19 protein-coding genes and 1 other annotated feature are annotated in these 19,031 nt (G+C 41.0%); of the genes, 15 read left to right on the forward strand and 4 right to left on the reverse strand.

The genetic code is table 11. From position 1 onward, the window contains the following. The first annotated feature begins 1 nt into the window (after position 1). The 5 genes from FPZ44_RS09050 to FPZ44_RS09070 all read left to right on the forward strand — a co-directional run bounded on the left by FPZ44_RS09050 (position 2) and on the right by FPZ44_RS09070 (position 3,813). Entirely contained in the window at positions 2-1,357 is a 1,356-nt protein-coding gene (locus FPZ44_RS09050) for an opine metallophore biosynthesis dehydrogenase (protein WP_144989431.1), read from the forward strand. After that, positions 1,354-2,247: a DMT family transporter gene (locus tag FPZ44_RS09055; protein WP_272482986.1), complete on the forward strand. Its 894-nt coding sequence runs from the start codon at positions 1,354-1,356 to the stop codon at positions 2,245-2,247. The genes FPZ44_RS09050 and FPZ44_RS09055 overlap by 4 nt, the downstream gene beginning before the upstream one ends. 159 nt (positions 2,248-2,406) lie before the next feature. Continuing rightward, positions 2,407-2,670, forward strand: a complete 264-nt coding sequence (locus FPZ44_RS09060; protein WP_144989435.1) for a hypothetical protein — start codon at positions 2,407-2,409, stop codon at positions 2,668-2,670. 393 nt (positions 2,671-3,063) lie between these two features. Beyond that, complete coding sequence (locus FPZ44_RS09065; RefSeq protein WP_186785974.1) at positions 3,064-3,561, forward strand: DUF2975 domain-containing protein; 498 nt, start codon at positions 3,064-3,066, stop codon at positions 3,559-3,561. Positions 3,562-3,573: 12 nt separating this feature from the next. Next, positions 3,574-3,813 carry a helix-turn-helix domain-containing protein gene (locus FPZ44_RS09070; protein ID WP_144989439.1) on the forward strand — a complete coding sequence of 80 codons (240 nt, stop codon included), beginning with the start codon at positions 3,574-3,576 and terminating at the stop codon, positions 3,811-3,813. Between the two features lie 102 nt (positions 3,814-3,915). On the opposite strand, the gene FPZ44_RS09075 is transcribed toward FPZ44_RS09070, so the two are convergent. The 3 genes from FPZ44_RS09075 to FPZ44_RS09085 form a co-directional block, all read right to left on the reverse strand. After that, positions 3,916-4,416, reverse strand: a complete 501-nt coding sequence (locus FPZ44_RS09075; protein ID WP_144989441.1) for a nitroreductase — start codon at positions 4,414-4,416, stop codon at positions 3,916-3,918. A gap of 154 nt (positions 4,417-4,570) precedes the next feature. After that, the gene (locus FPZ44_RS09080) at positions 4,571-5,146 is read right to left on the reverse strand and encodes a uridine kinase family protein (protein ID WP_144991762.1); all 576 of its coding nucleotides are present in this window, start codon (positions 5,144-5,146) and stop codon (positions 4,571-4,573) included. 219 nt (positions 5,147-5,365) lie between these two features. After that, the gene (locus tag FPZ44_RS09085) at positions 5,366-6,427 is read right to left on the reverse strand and encodes an S-layer homology domain-containing protein (protein ID WP_144989442.1); all 1,062 of its coding nucleotides are present in this window, start codon (positions 6,425-6,427) and stop codon (positions 5,366-5,368) included. A gap of 545 nt (positions 6,428-6,972) precedes the next feature. Here FPZ44_RS09085 and thrS point away from each other — a divergent pair. The 4 genes from thrS to FPZ44_RS09105 all read left to right on the forward strand — a co-directional run bounded on the left by thrS (position 6,973) and on the right by FPZ44_RS09105 (position 12,966). Then, positions 6,973-8,886, forward strand: coding sequence for a threonine--tRNA ligase (gene thrS, locus FPZ44_RS09090; RefSeq protein WP_144991763.1), 1,914 nt, complete (start codon positions 6,973-6,975; stop codon positions 8,884-8,886). Positions 8,887-8,954: 68 nt separating this feature from the next. Continuing rightward, positions 8,955-9,216 (forward strand) — a binding site (T-box leader). A gap of 77 nt (positions 9,217-9,293) precedes the next feature. Beyond that, positions 9,294-10,607, forward strand: coding sequence for a branched-chain amino acid transport system II carrier protein (brnQ, locus tag FPZ44_RS09095; RefSeq protein WP_144991764.1), 1,314 nt, complete (start codon positions 9,294-9,296; stop codon positions 10,605-10,607). A 210-nt stretch (positions 10,608-10,817) separates the two neighbouring features. Then, positions 10,818-11,375, forward strand: a complete 558-nt coding sequence (locus FPZ44_RS09100) for a hypothetical protein (protein WP_144989444.1) — start codon at positions 10,818-10,820, stop codon at positions 11,373-11,375. A 310-nt stretch (positions 11,376-11,685) separates the two neighbouring features. Beyond that, complete coding sequence (locus FPZ44_RS09105; protein WP_144989446.1) at positions 11,686-12,966, forward strand: helix-turn-helix domain-containing protein; 1,281 nt, start codon at positions 11,686-11,688, stop codon at positions 12,964-12,966. A 433-nt stretch (positions 12,967-13,399) separates the two neighbouring features. On the opposite strand, the gene FPZ44_RS09110 is transcribed toward FPZ44_RS09105, so the two are convergent. Next, entirely contained in the window at positions 13,400-14,350 is a 951-nt protein-coding gene (locus FPZ44_RS09110; protein WP_144989448.1) for a helix-turn-helix transcriptional regulator, read from the reverse strand. A gap of 167 nt (positions 14,351-14,517) precedes the next feature. On the opposite strand from FPZ44_RS09110, the gene modA reads away from it, so the two are divergent. From modA to bshB2, 6 genes are all read left to right on the forward strand, one after another. Then, the gene (gene modA, locus FPZ44_RS09115) at positions 14,518-15,360 is read left to right on the forward strand and encodes a molybdate ABC transporter substrate-binding protein (RefSeq protein ID WP_144989450.1); all 843 of its coding nucleotides are present in this window, start codon (positions 14,518-14,520) and stop codon (positions 15,358-15,360) included. Further along, positions 15,357-16,034: a molybdate ABC transporter permease subunit gene (gene modB / locus FPZ44_RS09120; protein WP_144989452.1), complete on the forward strand. Its 678-nt coding sequence runs from the start codon at positions 15,357-15,359 to the stop codon at positions 16,032-16,034. The genes modA and modB overlap by 4 nt, the downstream gene beginning before the upstream one ends. A gap of 116 nt (positions 16,035-16,150) precedes the next feature. Continuing rightward, positions 16,151-16,681, forward strand: a complete 531-nt coding sequence (locus FPZ44_RS09125; RefSeq protein ID WP_186785975.1) for a GNAT family N-acetyltransferase — start codon at positions 16,151-16,153, stop codon at positions 16,679-16,681. Positions 16,682-16,724: 43 nt separating this feature from the next. Further along, complete coding sequence (locus tag FPZ44_RS09130) at positions 16,725-17,774, forward strand: phosphotransferase (protein WP_144989456.1); 1,050 nt, start codon at positions 16,725-16,727, stop codon at positions 17,772-17,774. Positions 17,775-17,995: 221 nt separating this feature from the next. After that, the gene (locus tag FPZ44_RS09135; RefSeq protein ID WP_144989458.1) at positions 17,996-18,340 is read left to right on the forward strand and encodes a YojF family protein; all 345 of its coding nucleotides are present in this window, start codon (positions 17,996-17,998) and stop codon (positions 18,338-18,340) included. A gap of 28 nt (positions 18,341-18,368) precedes the next feature. Further along, the gene (gene bshB2, locus FPZ44_RS09140) at positions 18,369-19,022 is read left to right on the forward strand and encodes a bacillithiol biosynthesis deacetylase BshB2 (protein ID WP_144989460.1); all 654 of its coding nucleotides are present in this window, start codon (positions 18,369-18,371) and stop codon (positions 19,020-19,022) included. Positions 19,023-19,031: the final 9 nt, after the last annotated feature.

Consider the following 19,031-nt stretch of genomic DNA (forward strand, 5'->3'; position numbering starts at 1 on the left):
TATGACGAGATATGCATCCGATCAAAATAGGAAAGCATCCCAAGAGATATGTGCAACACCTTTTGGTGATACCTTGCTCATTGGTGCTGGCCCTGCAGCGATACACGCAGCTGTCCAATTATCTCGCGGCTGCTCCAGTAAGCTTGGCTTATTGAATCGAGAAGGGCCGCATGCTGCTCGGCTGCTGCAAGCATTAGAGCAATCACAACAAAGGATTTCATCGCGATTACAGGATGAGCAGCTTCAACATTTAGAAGGGACGGTTCAACTCGATCATTTTTACGCGGGTTATATGGGTTTGGAGGCTCATGGAAGCTGGGAAACGATTATCATTTGTACGCCTTGTGATAGCTATCGGGATGTAATCCGTCAGCTTAAGCTAGAGCGATTACCATTTGTAAACACGATTATATTGCTTTCTCCAAGCCTTGGTTCAAATCTGCTGGTCAATAGCGAACTTCCTATCGATAGAGGTATTGATGTTATTAGTCTGTCGACTTATTTTGCCGCAACGAAGTTCGATTCCGTTTCTATAACAGCCGCCTACACGAAAGCAATGAAGAAGAAAGTCTATGTGGCCTCGAATCAAGCTAACAGCTTGTCTATCGAGCCTCTCCGACAATTTATTTCAAGTATGGGTATTCAATGTGAGAAAGTAAGTAATCCGCTTGAGGCAGAGAGCAGAAGCATTACGATGTATGTACATTCTCCATTGTTTATAAATGAATTCTCGCTGGATCAAATTCTTAGCCACAGCCAAGAGCCTTCGAAGAAATGGATGTACAAACTGTATCCAGAGGGCCCGATTACGTCTCAAGTCATTCATGTCATGGCAGAGCTGTGGCGGGAAATATCCCGTTTTCTAGTGAAATGCGGGTCTAAGCCAATTAACTTGCTGCAATTTATGAATGATGATAATTATCCTGTGCGGGAAGAGAGCCTGTCACGATATGAAATTGAACATTTTGCAGAACTGGAGCCGATCCATCAAGAATATTTGCTCTATATTCGTTATTCATCTCTACTTATCGATCCATTCTCGTCCATTGATGAAAAGGGGAAGTATTTTGATTTCTCTGCTGTACCGTATAAACAAGTGTACCAAGATGGATGTGGGCGCTGGCTGATACCGCGGATACCGTTCGAGGATTATAGGCGGTTAAAGGTTCTTTACGGTGTGGCGGAGTTAATGAAGGTGAACATGCCACAAACCTTACAGCTTATTCGGCTGTTTGAGCAGCGATTGCGGCAGTTTATTGCTGAAAAGGGAGTATCCGCTATCCATCCTGATATGCTCAACGATACGACGAGTGAAGACATAGATGCGATCTATAGAGCGTGGGAGTGTACAACATGAAAAACGGCATTTATTTAGCTATTTTAGCATCTCTTGTGTTCAGTATTATGAATGCGCTTGTAAAGGCCGTCAGCTTCACGCTCCCTCCAACGGAGGTTGCCTTCTTTCGCAGCCTGATTGGAACGATACTTATCTTTGCCTTGATGAAGCAGAGCAAAGTTTCCTTCTCGACAACTGGGATTCCTATGTTACTGACACGAGGCGTGTTAGGGGCGATTTACTTAATTACTTATTTTTATACGATCTCGAAAATACCTTTAACAGACGCTACCATACTAGCACATATGTCTCCTATTTTCGTATTTATTCTCGCTTTCTTTTTCCTTAAGGAGAAGTTGTCGCGTCGAATGGTGTACATTATGCCCATTGCATTTATCGGAGCCTTACTGCTAGTAAAGCCATTCCAATTCTCATCGTATTCGATGTATGCGCTCGTAGGGCTGTTGAGTGCAGTTCTTGGCGCAGGTGCTGCAACTTCAATTCGTTATTTGAGCCAACGTCATCATGCCTATGAAATTGTGTTCTACTTCCTAGCAACAGCCACGCTTGTCTCCATCCCGCTTATGTGGAATAGCTTCGTGATACCGAATACAACGGAATGGATCTATCTTATCGCAATTGGTGTCGTATCCTTAATTGGGCAAGTATTTTTGACGAAGGCATTTACACATGAAAATGCGATTGTGGTAGAGGTCACTCGTTATATTGGCATCGTATTTAATGCGCTATGGGGATTCTTGTTCTGGTTCGAAATACCGGACATCTACACAATTGCAGGGGGCTGCCTAATAGTGGCGACTTGCATTATGATGTCTCAAGGTAAGCAAAAATTAAAGAATCAACAATTGAGCTCTATAAGTTCTCAAAGCCCAGCAACCAGTCGGAAGTAAACTTGGGTAAGTGCGAGCTAGTACTCTAAAATCGAGTAGCTGTCCTTAAACCCAAACATCGAGTATCGCTGCTGAATATACTACTCACAAAAGAGTAGTTAGTAGGATCATGAAATATCATTATCATTATTCTGCTATTAGTGAAGGGGCGATATCTCGATGGGAAAATCTCGTGTGGGACGTAAAGAAAATCAAGTCTACTCTAATCGGGTAGTGCGTTCAGAGTTTGGTGACAGTTGGAAGACCATTGTGCTGCGCAGCGGATATGTTAAATATATCGCTCTTGCAAACCGATCAGTAGTGGAAGTGCTGTTGGCGAATGGTTCGAGCAAGCGGCTCATTTTCAACAAAGGCGGATATGTATTAGTAGGTGGCGGTGGAACGAGTCATTATAGCAAGCCTCATGTTGCAATTGATATATAAGATAAATAAGATAATAGGCATTAATTGAGTACAGATGAAAGATTGCAGTGCGGATGAAAGACCCTTTGGCATAGGGTCTTTTTCTGTATGTGTACCTATTTGCGCAAACAAAATCAAAGATGGATCGAAGGTTGCGATGATGTAAGTCAGAGTAAGGAAAACGAAGTAATTTGTTGCAGCTTAATCGTATTGAAGTTACAGAATTACGTAATACAAAGCTTATTGTTAGGGCATAATTGGGTGAAGGAGATCTTAATTTATTGTTTATCAATAAATAAGTAGTGTTTAATAATAAAATATATCTGTTTTTTAATCAATTCTTGTTGACAAAGAAAAAATGATCGGATATTGTAAATGGCGTACCACAAATCAAGAAAGTCGAGGAATATCAACATGAAAAACAAAACTATAGCGAAAGTATTAAATCTTATCGTCTTGATCGGGTTATCGCTTACAATCCTATCATTGCTAGCTGCACCTTTAGTATTCACCGCTTTTGCCAAGTCTGGACTTTCATTATCAGGGGCGGAATTGGATTACGTCGTAAATATCGTTATTGCTGTTATTTATATTTGTGCAATACCATATGTCGCTGCTTTAGTTGACTTGAAGAAAGTATGTAAGTTGATTGCAACGGGCCACCCTTTTTCTGCGAAGATACCGAAGTGTTTGAAGCGGATTTCCATATATGCAGCTAGTGAAGTCGTATTATTTAATTTGATAACAATTGTTCTATTTTTTGCTTATGATGTGTATTTGTATGCTGCTACTATTTTGCCGTGTATTATCATTTCAATCGTTGGAGTTAGCATCGCCTTATTGAGCTTTGTTTTCTCTAAATTGTACGAGCAAGTCGTTGAAATGAAAGAGGAACTCGATAATACGATCTAGGCGGTGAAATAGATGTCCATTGTTGTTAATTTGGATTTAGTCATGGTGAAGAAGAAGATGAGTTCAACAGAGCTCGCGAATCGATTAGGAATAACGATGTCTAATTTATCTATATTGAAAAATAACAAGGCCAAAGCAATCCGATTTTCCACTTTGAATGAGATCTGCAAAGCATTGGATTGTCAGCCGGGAGATATTTTAGAATATATTGAAGATGCAGACGCTGAGGAAGATTCAGGCGAGGTAGACTAGGTCTCGTGTATAGAAACCATTGCTCGTGTAGAATATGCTATGCGTGAGTAAAAGAAAGAGCGTGCTTGGATTTTGATGTCCATTGCACGCTCTTTTTTGTGCTTATATACATAGATAGGAGATGGCAACACGCAAACCGGCAAGAAGCAGGGCGAACGCAGCGCAAATGAACGTACCTTTAAGCGCGCCAACGAGGTGAAACCAATAATCTTTGTAGCCTTTCGCTCCATGACTCCCAGGAACAATAAGAAAGCTAGGTGTGAAAAAGCAAATAATAAGCCAATCAAGTATCACTAAATCAACGAGACTTACAATGGTGAAAATAAAGAAAAAGTGTAGAAAGGCAGGCCATAAGGCAATTTGATCGTTATCGATATAGAGTGAAGTGAAGAAAGGTGAGAGGAACAAGATGAAGATAAGCATGGTCAGAAATATTGTCTGGCGCTTCTCTTGCTTCGTTTTTGGTAAGGTCATTTGCTGAATATCTTTCGGAAAATCTTGCAGCCATAGTCGTGGATTATAGTATAGCGACAGTAGTACAATAGCTAAAAAAATGACCGACAGCAATAAGCCTTCGAATAATATAGATTGGGTATCCAACATGATATGTCTACGCCTCCTTATCAAGCACAATATGATAGATGGAACGTTACAGCTTATAGATAGTCTATGATCGGGGCCGAACTATCATTTCATTTTGAACAAGAAAAAGACCGCTACCATCTATACGAATATGTACATTGGTTAGCGGTCTCTATTAAATTCCTTGCAAGATAACATGTGCGCGCACATCTGGTTGATGCTCTCGCACATATTTATCTTCTGCGATCATCCAATTGTCTTCCCATAGTGAACGAGCCGCTTCACCGTCTCGCTCCAAGCCTCGCGCAAGTCTTGTTTCTCTCGGACAATTGACCCATATTGTAACATCGTAATTATCTGCGAGCTCAAGCCGAGTTGAACATACACCTTCTATAATGACGATTCCTTCTGCCTTCACACAATGCCATTCTGCTAAGCTATCTGTTTCCCAGTCGTAGCGTTGATAACAGCCGTCTTCGCCTTGACTTAGCGGATCAAGAACTTGTTGCTTTACTCTTTGCCAGTCAAAGTCGGCACCAGCAGGCTTTTCAGCAGGTGACAAAGCTGAGCGTTGATCAGAAGGGAGATAAAAATCATCCATATGTACAATAGCCACATTTGTAAGTGTCGCTTGCAGTTTACGGGCTAAAGTACTTTTGCCTGAACCGCCACAGCCATCAATTGCAATCAACAAGGCAGTGCGATTCCTCTCCATATGACTTATAAAAGTTGCTACTTGTTCTTCGGTCATTGATTTGTGTTTATTTACATTCATTTGAACACCTCAACTTCTTGAATAGTTACGTATTCGCTGAAGGTGATCACTTTCCTGCCTGACATAGTAGGATCTGCATTTTGATAATTGAAAGAGTGGGGAGCGCCGTAGGGATGGTTGACAATAAAATGATGAGTGTGAACGATTCCTGTCCACACTCATCATTTTAGTATTTACCTAATTGAAGCAGCAGAACTACTGTTGTTCTGTCATCGCGTACATGTATATTTTCCAGCTGTTATCAGGCATTTTCTTAAGCAAATAATGCCCATCCATGGATTGCTTCGCGTCAACTTCAGATCCATGCAGCTTCGTTGTAATTTGCATAATTCCGCCTTTTGACTCGATCATAGCAAATCGATCCGTTTTGTGCTGGACTGTAAGCTTCTGCTCACTAATGATCTTGGAAGTAAAAGTAGCGCCTTCACTTACGATTTCCATAAGCTCAGCATTCGCACTTGCACTATATGCCAAATGATAGCCTGTAGCATATTGTTTATCCATAACCTCTAGCTGATCAAACGCGTTATCATTAATAGCTTTCGCATTGTTGGCTGTCCAATCCGCTATTACTTTCGTAAGTGTACCGTCTTCAGGAAGATCACTGCTTTGCAAGTCGAGTGCACGCTGCAGCATGACAACTGCTTCTGCGCGTGTTGCATTGGCGAAAGGCTTGAACGTCGTTGCAGTAGCTCCGTGCACGATGCCGACTTGGCTTGCTTTCATAATCGATGGCGTTGCGTAATAATCGGGAACATCTGTAAACGATTTCGTTTCACCCGTAAATTGCACAGAAGAAGAGAATGCCCGAATGATCAAGGCAGCAATTTCGCCGCGCTTAACAGGTTGGTTAGGTCCGAATGTAGATTCGCTTGTACCGCTCACGATACCTAGTGAACTAGCGATACGAATCGGCTCATAGTGCCATTTTCCTTTTTGTACATCGCTAAAGGATGTTCCTGCTTGATCACTAGTTAACCCTAATGCTCGCACTAAAATAGAGACGAATTCCGCACGACTGATGGACTGATTGGGTTTGACGTATACATCACCGTACTCGTCGACATAACCACGCAGCAAATCTGCATTAACAAAGTTATCGAGCTCATCGAAAGCCCAGTGATTCATGATGTCAAAAGGCATGTACATGTACTCAGGAATGGAGTCTGCTGCACGCGCTTGACCAGACTGGAGCGGGAATGCTAACAGCATGGCAACAAGAATGATGATAGAGTTGCGGAAATAATTTTTCTTCATATGTATTCCTTTCTTTATTGAAAATTACTATTTGAGAATATCAGAGTATATTTACATATTCTAGTGGAAAATATATGATCAAAATTTATGGTAGATCATCTGAAAATGTTTATTATAGATCGTATTTCTGGGATTTTATTATTGACAATGGGTATGTCCATATGTATGATAATTCATAATTTAATATTTGGCCCTGATCAAAGACATGACTTCCTTCACGAGCTGTCCAGAGAGAGAAGCGAATGGTGCGAGCTTCTTCAGAAAACGGATGTGAAATTACCCCTTTGTAGCCGCAATGTTGAACCCGTTTGCTCGTTTAGTTATAGAATCGAGAACGGCAGTATGCATTGCCGTCTTATCCACGATACCGGATAACTAACGAGGATAGTGCATCTGCATACCTGACGCATGTCAGGGTATGTTTTTAATGCCTATCGAATTAGGGTGGAACCACGAGCTGAACGCACTCGTCCCTTCTGGGAGAGTGTGTTTTTTTGCGTTCAACGATAATGAACAATGGAGAAAAGGAGGTAATCATCATGGGATTGCAAATTCAAGTAACTTTACCAGATGGAACAGTTAGGAGGTATGCACAAGGCACGACCTCTTTGGATGTGGCTGCATCGATCAGCTCAGGATTGAAGAAGCATGCAGTTGCTGGAAAATGGAATGGTAAGCTTGTTGATCTCAACGAACCGCTCAATGAAGATTGCCACCTCGAAATTGTGTCGCTGGACAGCAAAGAAGGCGAGGATATCTACCGTCACAGTACAGCACACGTAATGGCTCAAGCCATAAAACGAATATATGGCAATCAAGCGGTTAAACTCGCTATAGGTCCTGTTATTGAAAATGGATTCTACTACGATATCGATATCGCTCAGCCTTTATCCGTGAATGATTTAGAGGCTATTGAGCAAGAGATGCAGCGTATCATTCAAGCTAATTTACCAATTGAGCGCAAGGTAGTGAGTAGTCTTGAAGCGTTGCAGCTGTTTGAACAGCAGCAAGAACCATTCAAGCTGGAACTTATTAACGGGCTCCCAGAGGATGCAGTTATCTCGATTTATGAACAAGGGGAGTTTTCTGATCTATGCCGCGGCCCGCATCTCCCATCAACAGGTCGAATTAAAGCATTCAAGCTGCTGAATGTGGCAGGGGCATACTGGCGTGGAGATGCTAACAACAAAATGATGCAAAGGGTATACGGCACTGCATTTCCAAAGAAGGCACAGCTGGACGAACATTTATATCGGCTGGAGGAAGCGAAGAAGCGCGATCATCGCAAGTTAGGCAAACAATTGGAGTTATTTATGTTTTCTGAAGAAGCCCCAGGAATGCCGTTCTATTTGCCAAAAGGAATGACAATTCGCACAGAACTGGAGAACTTTGCTCGTGATGTTCAGAACAAGCTGGGTTATGATGAAGTGCGTACACCTCTTATGATGAATAATCGGATTTGGGAGCAATCGGGGCACTGGGATCATTATAAAGAAAACATGTATTTTACACAGGTTGATGAAACAAAGTTTGCTCTCAAACCAATGAATTGCCCGGGTCATATGCTGATTTATAAGAACAGTCAACGTTCTTATCGTGAGCTGCCGATTCGTTTATCTGAGTTTGGTCAAGTACACCGACATGAATTTTCAGGGGCTTTGAACGGGATGATGCGAGTTCGCACGTTCTGTCAGGACGACGCTCATCTGTTCGTTTTGCCTGAGCAGATCGAAGATGAAATTAACCGCGTTATTGAACTTATTGACTATATTTATCAAGTATTCGGATTCGAATATAAGATTGAATTGTCTACAAGACCAGAAGACTCGATGGGGTCAGAAGAGCTGTGGGATCAAGCGGAACTAGCACTGAGAAATGTGTTGGATCGTCGGGCCGCAGCTTATCGAGTCAATGAAGGAGACGGTGCTTTCTATGGTCCGAAAATTGATTTTCATATTTTAGATGCGCTTGGGCGGAGTTGGCAGTGCGGCACGATCCAGCTTGATTTCCAAATGCCCGAAAAATTTGATTTGACGTACATCGCTGAAGACAGTCAAAAGTATCGCCCAGTCGTGATCCATCGCGCTGTTTATGGGTCTATTGATCGCTTTATTGGCATTATAACGGAGCACTATTCAGGGGCATTTCCACTATGGATTGCACCCGTACAAGTGAAGCTGCTACCTGTTGCAGCGCAGTATGTAGACTATGCCTTTCAAGTGAAACAAGTATTAGTCGAGGCGGGTGTGAGAGTGGATATTGATACACGTAATGAACGACTTGGGTATCGTATTCGCGAGGCGCAGCTGGAAAAAATCCCGTATGTACTCGTGCTAGGAGAGCAAGAGCAGAAATTGAACAATGTTACAATCCGTGAGCGTGGAGAAGGGGATATTGGTGCTATGGGTATTCAGGAGCTTGTAGAACGCTTGCGTGAAGAGGTACAAATGAAACGTTAAATAACTGTAAAAAAATGTACATTGACTTCACGATCACATCATGTAAAATAAGTACAAACTTCTTAGTGTTAACTTCATTGACGAGAACAAGTAGGTCATGTTATCCGATCTTCAGAGAGTTGGTGTAATTGCTGCAAGCCAACGTTCGATACATGAACGAAGTCATCTTAGAGAAGCATGGCTGAACAGAAACGTTGTAAGCTATGCCGGCTATCCACCGTTATCAGGAGCACGTGGCATATACGTGGCAAAGTGCATTTGGTACCAATGAGATCCATTGTTGTATCAGATGAAAATGGGTGGTAACGCGGAATCTAATCCGTCCCTTTCGAGGGGCGGATTTTTTGTTTTTCATTAAGTTGGCAATGAATGGATAATATAGAAAGAGACAACTAGGGGGGACCATGATGCAATCATTATCCAAATCACACACTTTCTTTATTGGTCTTATGTTATTTTCTTTATTTTTCGGAGCAGGAAACTTAATCTTTCCTCCGATACTAGGTCAACAGTCTGGTGATCAATTCGCTTTGGCCATGTTTGGCTTCATTTTAACAGGAGTTGGTCTGCCGTTACTTACGATTATTACGATTGGGATTACAGGCAAAGACATGCAGCAGTTAGCGCAGCAAGTTCATCCAAGGTTTGGAGTCATTTTTGCGGTTGCTGTATACATCATGCTAGGGCCGTTGATGGCTATCCCGCGTGTAACGAACGTAGCATTTGAAATGGGAGCTCAGCCTTTTGTATCTGAATCGCTCCAGTCGAATAATTGGATCCTGTTCTTGTATTCACTAATCTTCTTTGCTGTCGTGTATGTATTAAGCTTGAATCCATCTAAGCTTGTTGTATGGGTAGGTAACATTTTGACGCCGTTGCTCCTATTGTCCATCGCTGCTTTGTTCATTGCTGCGGTAGTGAATCCGCTGGGTGACGTACAACCTGCGGTAGGAGAATATGTTACTTCTCCAGGATTTAAAGGGTTTATGGAAGGCTACTTGACGTTAGATACTATTGCAGCACTTGCATTCGGCCTAATCGTCATTAATGCAATTCGAGATAAAGGGATACAGGATAAGCGTGCAATCGCTAAGGCTTCTATCCATGCCGGCATTATTGCGGGTGTTGGTTTAACATTAGTTTATGTAGCGCTTGGCTATATTGGGATGACTAGTGTTGAATCACTTGGACAGGTAGTGAATGGCGGCCAGCTTCTAACAATTGCGGTACAAGAGTTGTTCGGTCCATTTGGCCTGATTTTGCTAGCTATTATCGTAACTCTTGCTTGTCTTACAACTTGTATTGGACTTGTTTCCGCATGCAGCCAGTACTTTTCATCTTTGACGAAACGAATCAGCTTCAATGGGATTACGTTCCTCATCTGTCTAATTGGTTTACTAGTTGCAAATTTGGGCTTGAACCGAATTATTTCAATCTCGATCCCAGTACTGCTCGTTATGTATCCAATTGCAATCGTGTTAATTGTGTTGTCTCTATTCAACAAGCTATTCGGTGGACGATCCTCCGTATATGTTGGAGCATTAATAGGGACGGTAGCTATCAGCCTATTCGATGGCTTGAAAGCAGCTGAAATTCCTGTAGGTGCGGTAACAGACCTATTAAGCTATCTTCCATTGTATAAAGAGGGAATTGGTTGGGTTGTGCCAGCACTTGTAGGTGGATTGTTGGGTTACTTGTATGGAAAGTTGAAGCATAAATAAACTACATTAGGCGATGCTACAGGTAAGAATTTTTACTTTGAACATTGCATTAATGAGGGAAAGAAAAATGGCGATACAGAGCGTAATCTGTATTGCCATTTTTATATTTTAGTGATGCAACTTAATTAAAGATATTCTCGTTAATAAAATATCTCTCACATGGACATGAAGTCTACCTCCATATCTTCCTCATTTAAAGGAGTGATTCATATGAAAAAAATACTTCTTATACCGCTTAGCCTATTTATTCTCATGCTTACAGCTTGCAGTTATGGAACAAGTAGTGGAGGTCCTTCATCTGAACCGGTTGATATTACGATTACAACTGGAAATCCTCCAATTGCTCTTCCTACGATATCTAAGCCAATCCCAGATACAAAACAAACGAATCATGAAGATCTCTTTCAATCATTAATAAAGGATACTTCAAAAACGGTCCCATACATACAGCTCGGTGAAAAAATTCAAATTGAACTCAAGGACAAAGCGCCGCAGTCATATGAACTAAAGGAGTATCTGCTAAGAGATAGCGGCACATTGAAGTACAAAGAGGAAACAGCAAAAACAATTACAATTGATTTAACTTTTCAAGATGGCAAAGGCTCTTTCATCCTAGAAGAAAATGTAGCTTCCTATCTGAGTTCCAATACTCAAGATTACGAAGAAGGAGCTACCTTAAGAGGTTTTCACTTTGTAGGAGAATGGACGAACAAGAAAGAAGAGTTAGTATTTGTAGTAAGAACAGATGCAACAAAAAAGTCTTCCTAAACGTCTGATACACATAGCTCGTGATAACGAAAAAAATGATGAAAAATGTAACAAAATCGGGAGATTGGTCGATAAAAGTCGAGCAGTCTTTTTGTTTCGCGATTTATTACGAATTCGAGCTAGTTTTATTTGACACTTGGTAAAATCAAGCTATAATCTAATATATGTAAATAATGCCCGCGCACGGACACAACTTATGTTCCCCGAATCGTCTATGAAAAGTCAATGTGCATCTTTAAAGTCATATTTCTAATCATTATTGAAGTTGTAGGTGAGCAGCTAATATAATAGTAGAGGATGTGAATGAAAGATGAATGGTTGTATCACCCTACTAACGTTTGGAGATTTGATTCAACAGTATCGGCTTATTGCGAGACTAACATTGACCCAACTATCAAATCTCTCAGGTGTGAGTAAAGGAACCATCTCCAAAATTGAAAACGGAGAGGTAAAAAAGCCGGAGTTTCAGACGATAAAAATGCTTGCATCAGCACTCGGTATTCCATACAATGAATACATTGGACTATACATTGAGGTCGAACGTAGACCTGATACTCTTTTAATGATGTTACAAGAGGCAATCTCTCGCTACAGTCCAATATCCCTCATCATAGATATTGCAAGTAAGTTTCTAGAGTCTGATCGTGAAGACAGCTATGATGTTGTAGAAAGGCTTTATCACGCTACAGCTTCAATGCAAGACACTTCCATTAAACTTACGTTATATCAGCTTATCATCGATTACTGCCGCGAACACGGAATTATGCCCTTCATTGCTAAAGGTTTATATCAGAAATATTCCATCGAGCGGAATGATTTTAGTAAACTAAATGCAACATTTCAATCAGGAAAATACATATTGAATTATATCAATCTACTTTCGATGGAAGAGCGCTTGGACACCTACTATAAACTTGGGGTACATGCATATAGCTTATGTATGTTTCAAGAGAGCATTAAGCTATGCAGTTTGGTGGTCAATCATGATCATACTGATAGTAAGCTTAAGATTAAAGCAATTGGGATCTTGCAAGATGCTTATTATTATATAGGCGATTATGAAACATCACAAAAGTATTTATCCCAATATCAAAAATATCCTCAATCATTTGTCCCAGATAACGTAAGATTACTAACAGCCATGTTAAATGTAAAAAAGGGAAATCACACACTTGCAGTAACTCAGTTTCAGGAATGCCTTGATAAGTGTAGCGATGATTTTGTCATTTATGTTATCAATGAGTTTGTATCGTTCTACTTAGAAATAGGGAATCTATCAGCTGTCGAACAACAGTTGAATTATGAAAATAGAATTAATGCCGTTTCTTATCAGACACCACTTGAATCTGCAGAATTAGCCCGGCTTTACAAGCTGAAAGGTAATTATTACTCAGCAGTTAAAGAATTTAACCAAGCTGCAAATAATTATATGGAAAGTGCTTACAGATATGCAAAAATTGATGACATGAAGAACGAGCGCAATTGCATGAGACTACTATTTAAATTATATAGAGAGAATAAACAAATGATGACAGCAGTTACGATAGAAAAAATTGAGAACTTCTATGCGCTCTGCAATGAAAACGAGTAAGTAATTAAGGCCTAATTAATGGCATTAATTAATAAGGAACATTGTAAGAGTAAATGCTGTAATTAATTTTATCAGTTGGAGGAGATCTTAAATGAAAATACGTTACTTTAAACTGATTTTTGCAGCTTTTTTAGTTCTTTCTTTTACTTCTGGTATAACTGGAGATATCACAACTTTTGGAAAGCATGATTGGGAAGGAAGATGAAGTTTATACCTTTTAATGGATGCTTTTATACAGTAGTGAAGAATATATGACGCTATCGATCTTGTTCATTATAATTATCTAAACTAATAACGCCTCTGTGAGCTTATACTCGTAGGGGTGTTTGCCATTTCATCATTTAAAATTTTATATAAAAAATAAAAAACACTCCTTATTACTTATAACCAAGTAAAGAGTGTTTTATTATTGTTCAAAAATCTTTGATATCTTTCAACTCTCATACAACAGCTGGCCCGTAAGTGATAAATCATATCCACCGATAGCAAGAAGTTCATTTTGAAAATCTTCTGATTGCAAAATAGCGATAATTGCTTCAATCCAATGTAGATTCTCGGGCTTTTTCATAAGGACAAGATCGTAGCGTTCTTGAATTAAAGGAATAAAATCAACATTGCTCACGATGGAAGCTGCTTTCTCAATTCCAACCCCAACATTTACTTCGCCTGATGCGACTTTGCTAGCGACGCCGATGTGATTGGATGCTTCCGAATCATATCCTGTAAGCTCGCTTGCTTGAATGCTATGCAGTCGCAATTGCTCATCCAGAAGTACACGCGCGCCTGAACCTTTCTCACGATTAACAATCTTCAATCCTGGTTGACTCAAATCCGCCCAGCTGTTGAGATTGAGAGGATTTCCTTTTTGAACAAACATCCCAGCCCACCGTGTAAGCAAATTGACCACGACATAAGATGAACTAACGAGAACTCTTCGTATGTAGGGGAGGTTGTACTCTCCTGAGTCCCCATCTAATAAATGCGTGCTGACGATATCGGATTCACCACGATACATGGCAATGAGGCTATCCATGCTGCCGCTGTAAGCGCGAAGGGGGCGTACTCCAGAAACGTTTCGCTCGATATGCCGTGCAAGAATATCAAGGCTTATATCTTGGCCTGTAATAATGATAGGTCGTGCTCCAGAAGTGAGAATTGGTGACGCTGCAGGTAACAACGGATAAGCTTCAATTGGTTTCGACGCTCTAGCAACGCCTTTAGCACGCTGCTTATAGGACTCCAGATCTTCTGCATCAACGCGCATTTGTTTGCCAACCCGATAAGAGGGCAGTTCGCCTTTTTTAATCAAGTCATAGACTGTGAGCTTGGAAACTTTTAATAGATTAGCAATTTCTTCAGTGGTATAGGAGATAGGATTAGACACGGAAATCCTCCTTGTGAAATGTAATGCCGGTTCGTGAATGTAGATATATTGTAACATAATGTGGTATAAATTTTCCGATTATAACCTTTACATTTTCATAGAATGATGTGTATATTTATATCTAATTATAACCAAATATAACTAAACATAATGTAAGGAGTGGAGAAATGAAGAGAATAATGAAATCTAGTATGATTCTATTACTAGTTTTGTTAAGTTTGGTATGGGTAGCAGGATGCACAGAGAAACCAACATCCACTACAAGTAACAATACCCAATCACAGGTAAGCCAAGACAGCTCGAACAAGATAGAGAAAATAGAGTTAACGGTATCGGCGGCTGCAAGTTTGACAGATGCACTAACCGAAATACAAAAATCCTATGAATCAGCGCATTCAAACATTAAACTTAACTTTAACTTTGGAGCTTCAGGAGCGTTGCAGCAGCAGATTGAGCAGGGGGCACCTGTTGATGTGTTTCTATCCGCAGCACCTAAAAATATGAACGCACTCGTTGACAAGGAGCTTATCGCTACAAATCAACAGCGTACTTTATTAAGCAATGAGTTGGTTGTCATCGTTCCTAGCAGCGCGAGTACAACACTTGAAAAGTTGCATGATCTCACGCAAGAAAAGATTAAAAAGGTAGCGATCGGAATTCCCGAAAGTGTACCTGCTGGCAATTATGCCAAGGAAGCACTTACACATGCACAACTATGGGAAACACTGCAAGCTAAAACGGTACAAGCAAAAGATGTAAGACAAGTGCTTCAATATGTGGAAACGGAAAATGTGGAGGCTGGGTTTGTTTACAAAACAGATGCGCTAACTTCCTCCAAGGTGAAAATTGCTTTTCCAGTCGATCCTAATAGCTATTCACCAGTTCAATATCCAGTTGGTATCGTAAAGTCATCTAAGCATAGCAAGGAAGCTGAAGCATTTTATACGTACTTACAATCGAAAGATGCACTTGATGTATTCGTGAAGTACGGATTTTCGATTCCTAAATGATAATGGCAGACATCAATTGGCCCGCATTTTGGGCGCCAATCCGACTTTCCTTGCAAGTATCCCTTATTTCTAGTATTGTAGCAGTCATTTTAGGGGTGAGTGTGGCATGGTGGATGTCACGTAAAACATTTCGCGGTAAGCTGCTGCTGGAAACGGCGTTTATGCTTCCACTTGTGCTGCCTCCGACTGTAGTTGGCTTTCTTCTCTTAGTTGCGCTTGGTCGCAAAAGTTGGTTCGGACGATATATAGAGTCCATATTTACAGAACCAATTCTTTTTACATGGTGGGCAGCTGTTATAGCGTCAATTGTGGTTGCTTTTCCACTTGTGTATCAAACGATGAAAGTAGCTTTCTCTTCCATTGATCGAGATTTAGAGGATGCCGGACGATCGAATGGGGCGAACGAGTGGCAAGTTTTTCGCTATATTAGCTTTCCGCTAGTGTTCTCGTCCTTTCTAACCGCGTACATACTTGGATTTGCTCGGAGTCTTGGCGAATTTGGTGCGACATTGATGATTGCTGGTAACATACCAGGCAAAACGCAAACGATACCGACTGCCATTTATGTCGCGGTTGATTCCGGTGATATGGCTATTGCTTGGGCTTGGACTTGCTCAATGGTCGTAATATCCTTTCTCATGCTGTTAATAGCTAGGCGTAAGCCGCCGCAATAACTTCATTTCTATCGTAGAACGAGCACCCCAATCATAGATTGCGGGTGTTTTTTCCTTGGGTGATGTAAAATAGTGTCATATGAAATCTATTTCATAGGCAAAGGAAGGGCGACATAATGAGACAATACTTTCTTCAAACAGCACGCCTCGGTTTTTCTCAATGGACAGAAGAGGATGGTGAGCTGGCTGTATCTTTATGGGGAGACCCGGAAGTAACAACTTATATCTCAGCCACCGGGGCATTTACAGAGCTGCAAGTACAGGAACGACTAAGTAAAGAAATTAGGCAAGAACAGCAGTATAACGTTCAATATTGGCCATTATTTGAGCTGGAGTCAGGTGAATTTGTTGGGTGTTGTGGGTTACAACCGTATCAGTTAGATAAGGGTATCTACGAACTAGGCTTCCATCTGAAGCGTACGAAGTGGGGAAAAGGTTATGCCAGTGAGGCGGCAGAAGCGACGATAGCCCATGCATTTGCGAAACTAAAAGCAAACCAATTATTTGCGGGACATAACCCTGAGAATCAGGGATCCAAAAAACTATTACAAAAACTAGGGTTTACCTATACACATGATGAGTATTATCCGGCAACGGGTTTACAGCATCCCTCGTATCTTTATCATAATCATACTTCTCAGGGCTAACATTTTTGTATCGATCGATTATGGGAGGAAAGGATCGGATAGGATGATTACAGAGAAGCAGTTGGAGTACCTGTTGCAATTTTATTATAAAGACACGATTAAATCATTTCGAGTTATCGACAACAGTGGGGAAGATGAGTATCGATATGTAGCGATCATTAACACGCTAAACAATGGTCCAATCGTATTGAAATGTTACAGCAATCCTTATACGAGCAGTGAGAAGATTGACGGATGGGCGCACTTGGCTCGTACATACCGTAATAATGGCATACCTACACCTGCGTTTTATCATACACGAGATGGGAAATATAGCATTACTCATATCATGGAAGGTCATCTATTCTATGTTTGGGCGGAACAGTATATGTCGGAGAAAACATTGGATGATCTGGAGCTAGAGTTAGAACAATTGGAGGATGACTTTTTGCATCAGCTTGGAAGCTGTGTAGGGAAGATGCATTCCATCTCTCTGCAAAATGACATTTCCTATAGCTGGGACAGTGCTTATGTGCTATTTGACGAAGAAGAAGAGAATTACGATTATGCCCTGCAGTGGTATGAAGGCTTGAAAGATACAGAAGCCGATACTCATCTATTAGAAGAAATATGGAGTATTTATAACGAGAAACGTGCAGAGCTGCAATCAGTATATTCCACGTTACCAGCTGGTGCTGTGCAAGGAGATCTATCAACAAATAACTTATTGGTGGATCATCATCATCGGTTTAGCGGCATCATCGATTACAATTTAGCAGGGAATGAAAAGTTTGTGACCTATATGATACAAGAAGGGATATTCCTTTGCTATGAATGCTATGAGGAAGAGTGGCTGGATACTGAAAGATGTAGGTACATGGACCAAAGATTCAAGCAATTTTACGAGGGATATAAAGAGCATTATTCCATAACAGACGCTGAGCGGAACGTTATTACTATTTTGTACAATATGATTAGGCCGTTCCGTGGCGATAAGGTGGAGACTACACTGCGTAAGGTGGAAGAAGGCTCGTGGCAGGAAGTGAATGAGCGTTTGCAGTGGATGTATCGTGAAATAACGCGAGACGATATAGTGTTATTTTTAGAGTCATAGACGACTATTTTCGAGTGAGTACAATTTTTGGAATGGAGCTGATCACATTGGGCGGCTTCTTTGTTTTTTAATGATTAATCATGTAAACTATTATCATAGATAATTGAATAAAGTTGATTATTGTCGGATTATGCGACGGTAAAATAGAAGAAGATCCCTTGCCTTAAACTCATTGCAGATGCGATGCGAGGGACTCTCTGTATGTGAGGGGAACTAAAATCATGCAACCGATACAACAAGAACAAGTGCAGCAGTTGCTGCAATCCTTTCAGAACAAAAGGGTATATCTTCACTTGGAGATGACAACAGGAGCCTATGCTTCTCATCGAGACAAGTCTAAGCTGACGGCTTCTGTTTTTACGAAAAATACAGTGATTCAATATTCCCATGGGACAATCGCAGGCAATGGACCGTATCGTATAGGTCTAAAAACGGAAGATGGCTGGGTGTATGCGGAAGGATTGACGCATTGGGACGAGCAGGAGGTTAATCAACTGATCATTGCAGGGCATGATCAGCAGGGGAAACTTATGGTTTGCTTGATGCTCAGTGAATCACCATTTTAAAAGGATATGACAGAAGAGGAGACTTCAAATGGAAAGACATCGTCATATTGTCGTTGTGCTGCCGCATCCAGATGATGAAAGCATGATTGCAGGTACGTTAGCAACACATATACAACAAGGTTCCATCATGACTTATGTATGTTTGACACTCGGGGAAATGGGACGGAATATGGGGAATCCGGCATTTGCCAATCGAGTAACATTGCCACAAATCCGCAAGCGGGAGCTCGAAGAGGCTTGCCGACGAATTGGTATTCAAGATGTTCGAATGTGGGGCTATCATGATAAAATGGTTGAATTTGAGGAGCAAGGAGAGCTTTCAGTAAAAATTGAGCAGCTGCTAACTGAATTGCAACCATCCCTTGTTTACACGTTCTATCCAGGTCATGGTGTACATCCTGATCATGATGCGACAGGTGCAGCCGTCATAGAGGCTGTAAAGCGGATGCCAAGTGAGTTACGACCAACGGTTCATTGTGTTGCTATCACTCCGAATCGGAGAAAAGTATTAGGGGAACCTGAGGTAGTTAATGACATTAGTGATTATGTGGAACAAAAGATATATGCGATTCAGGCGCATCAATCACAAGCACAGATGCTCCTCGACAGCTTGAAAAAAGAGGATGCTGCGTCACATGGAAAGCATAGTACTGAAATGTTTTGGATTTATCCTTTTCATTAAGCGCAGCAC

Source organism: Paenibacillus agilis (assembly GCF_007786455.1).
Classification (GTDB): Bacteria; Bacillota; Bacilli; order Paenibacillales; family Paenibacillaceae; genus Paenibacillus_B; species Paenibacillus_B agilis.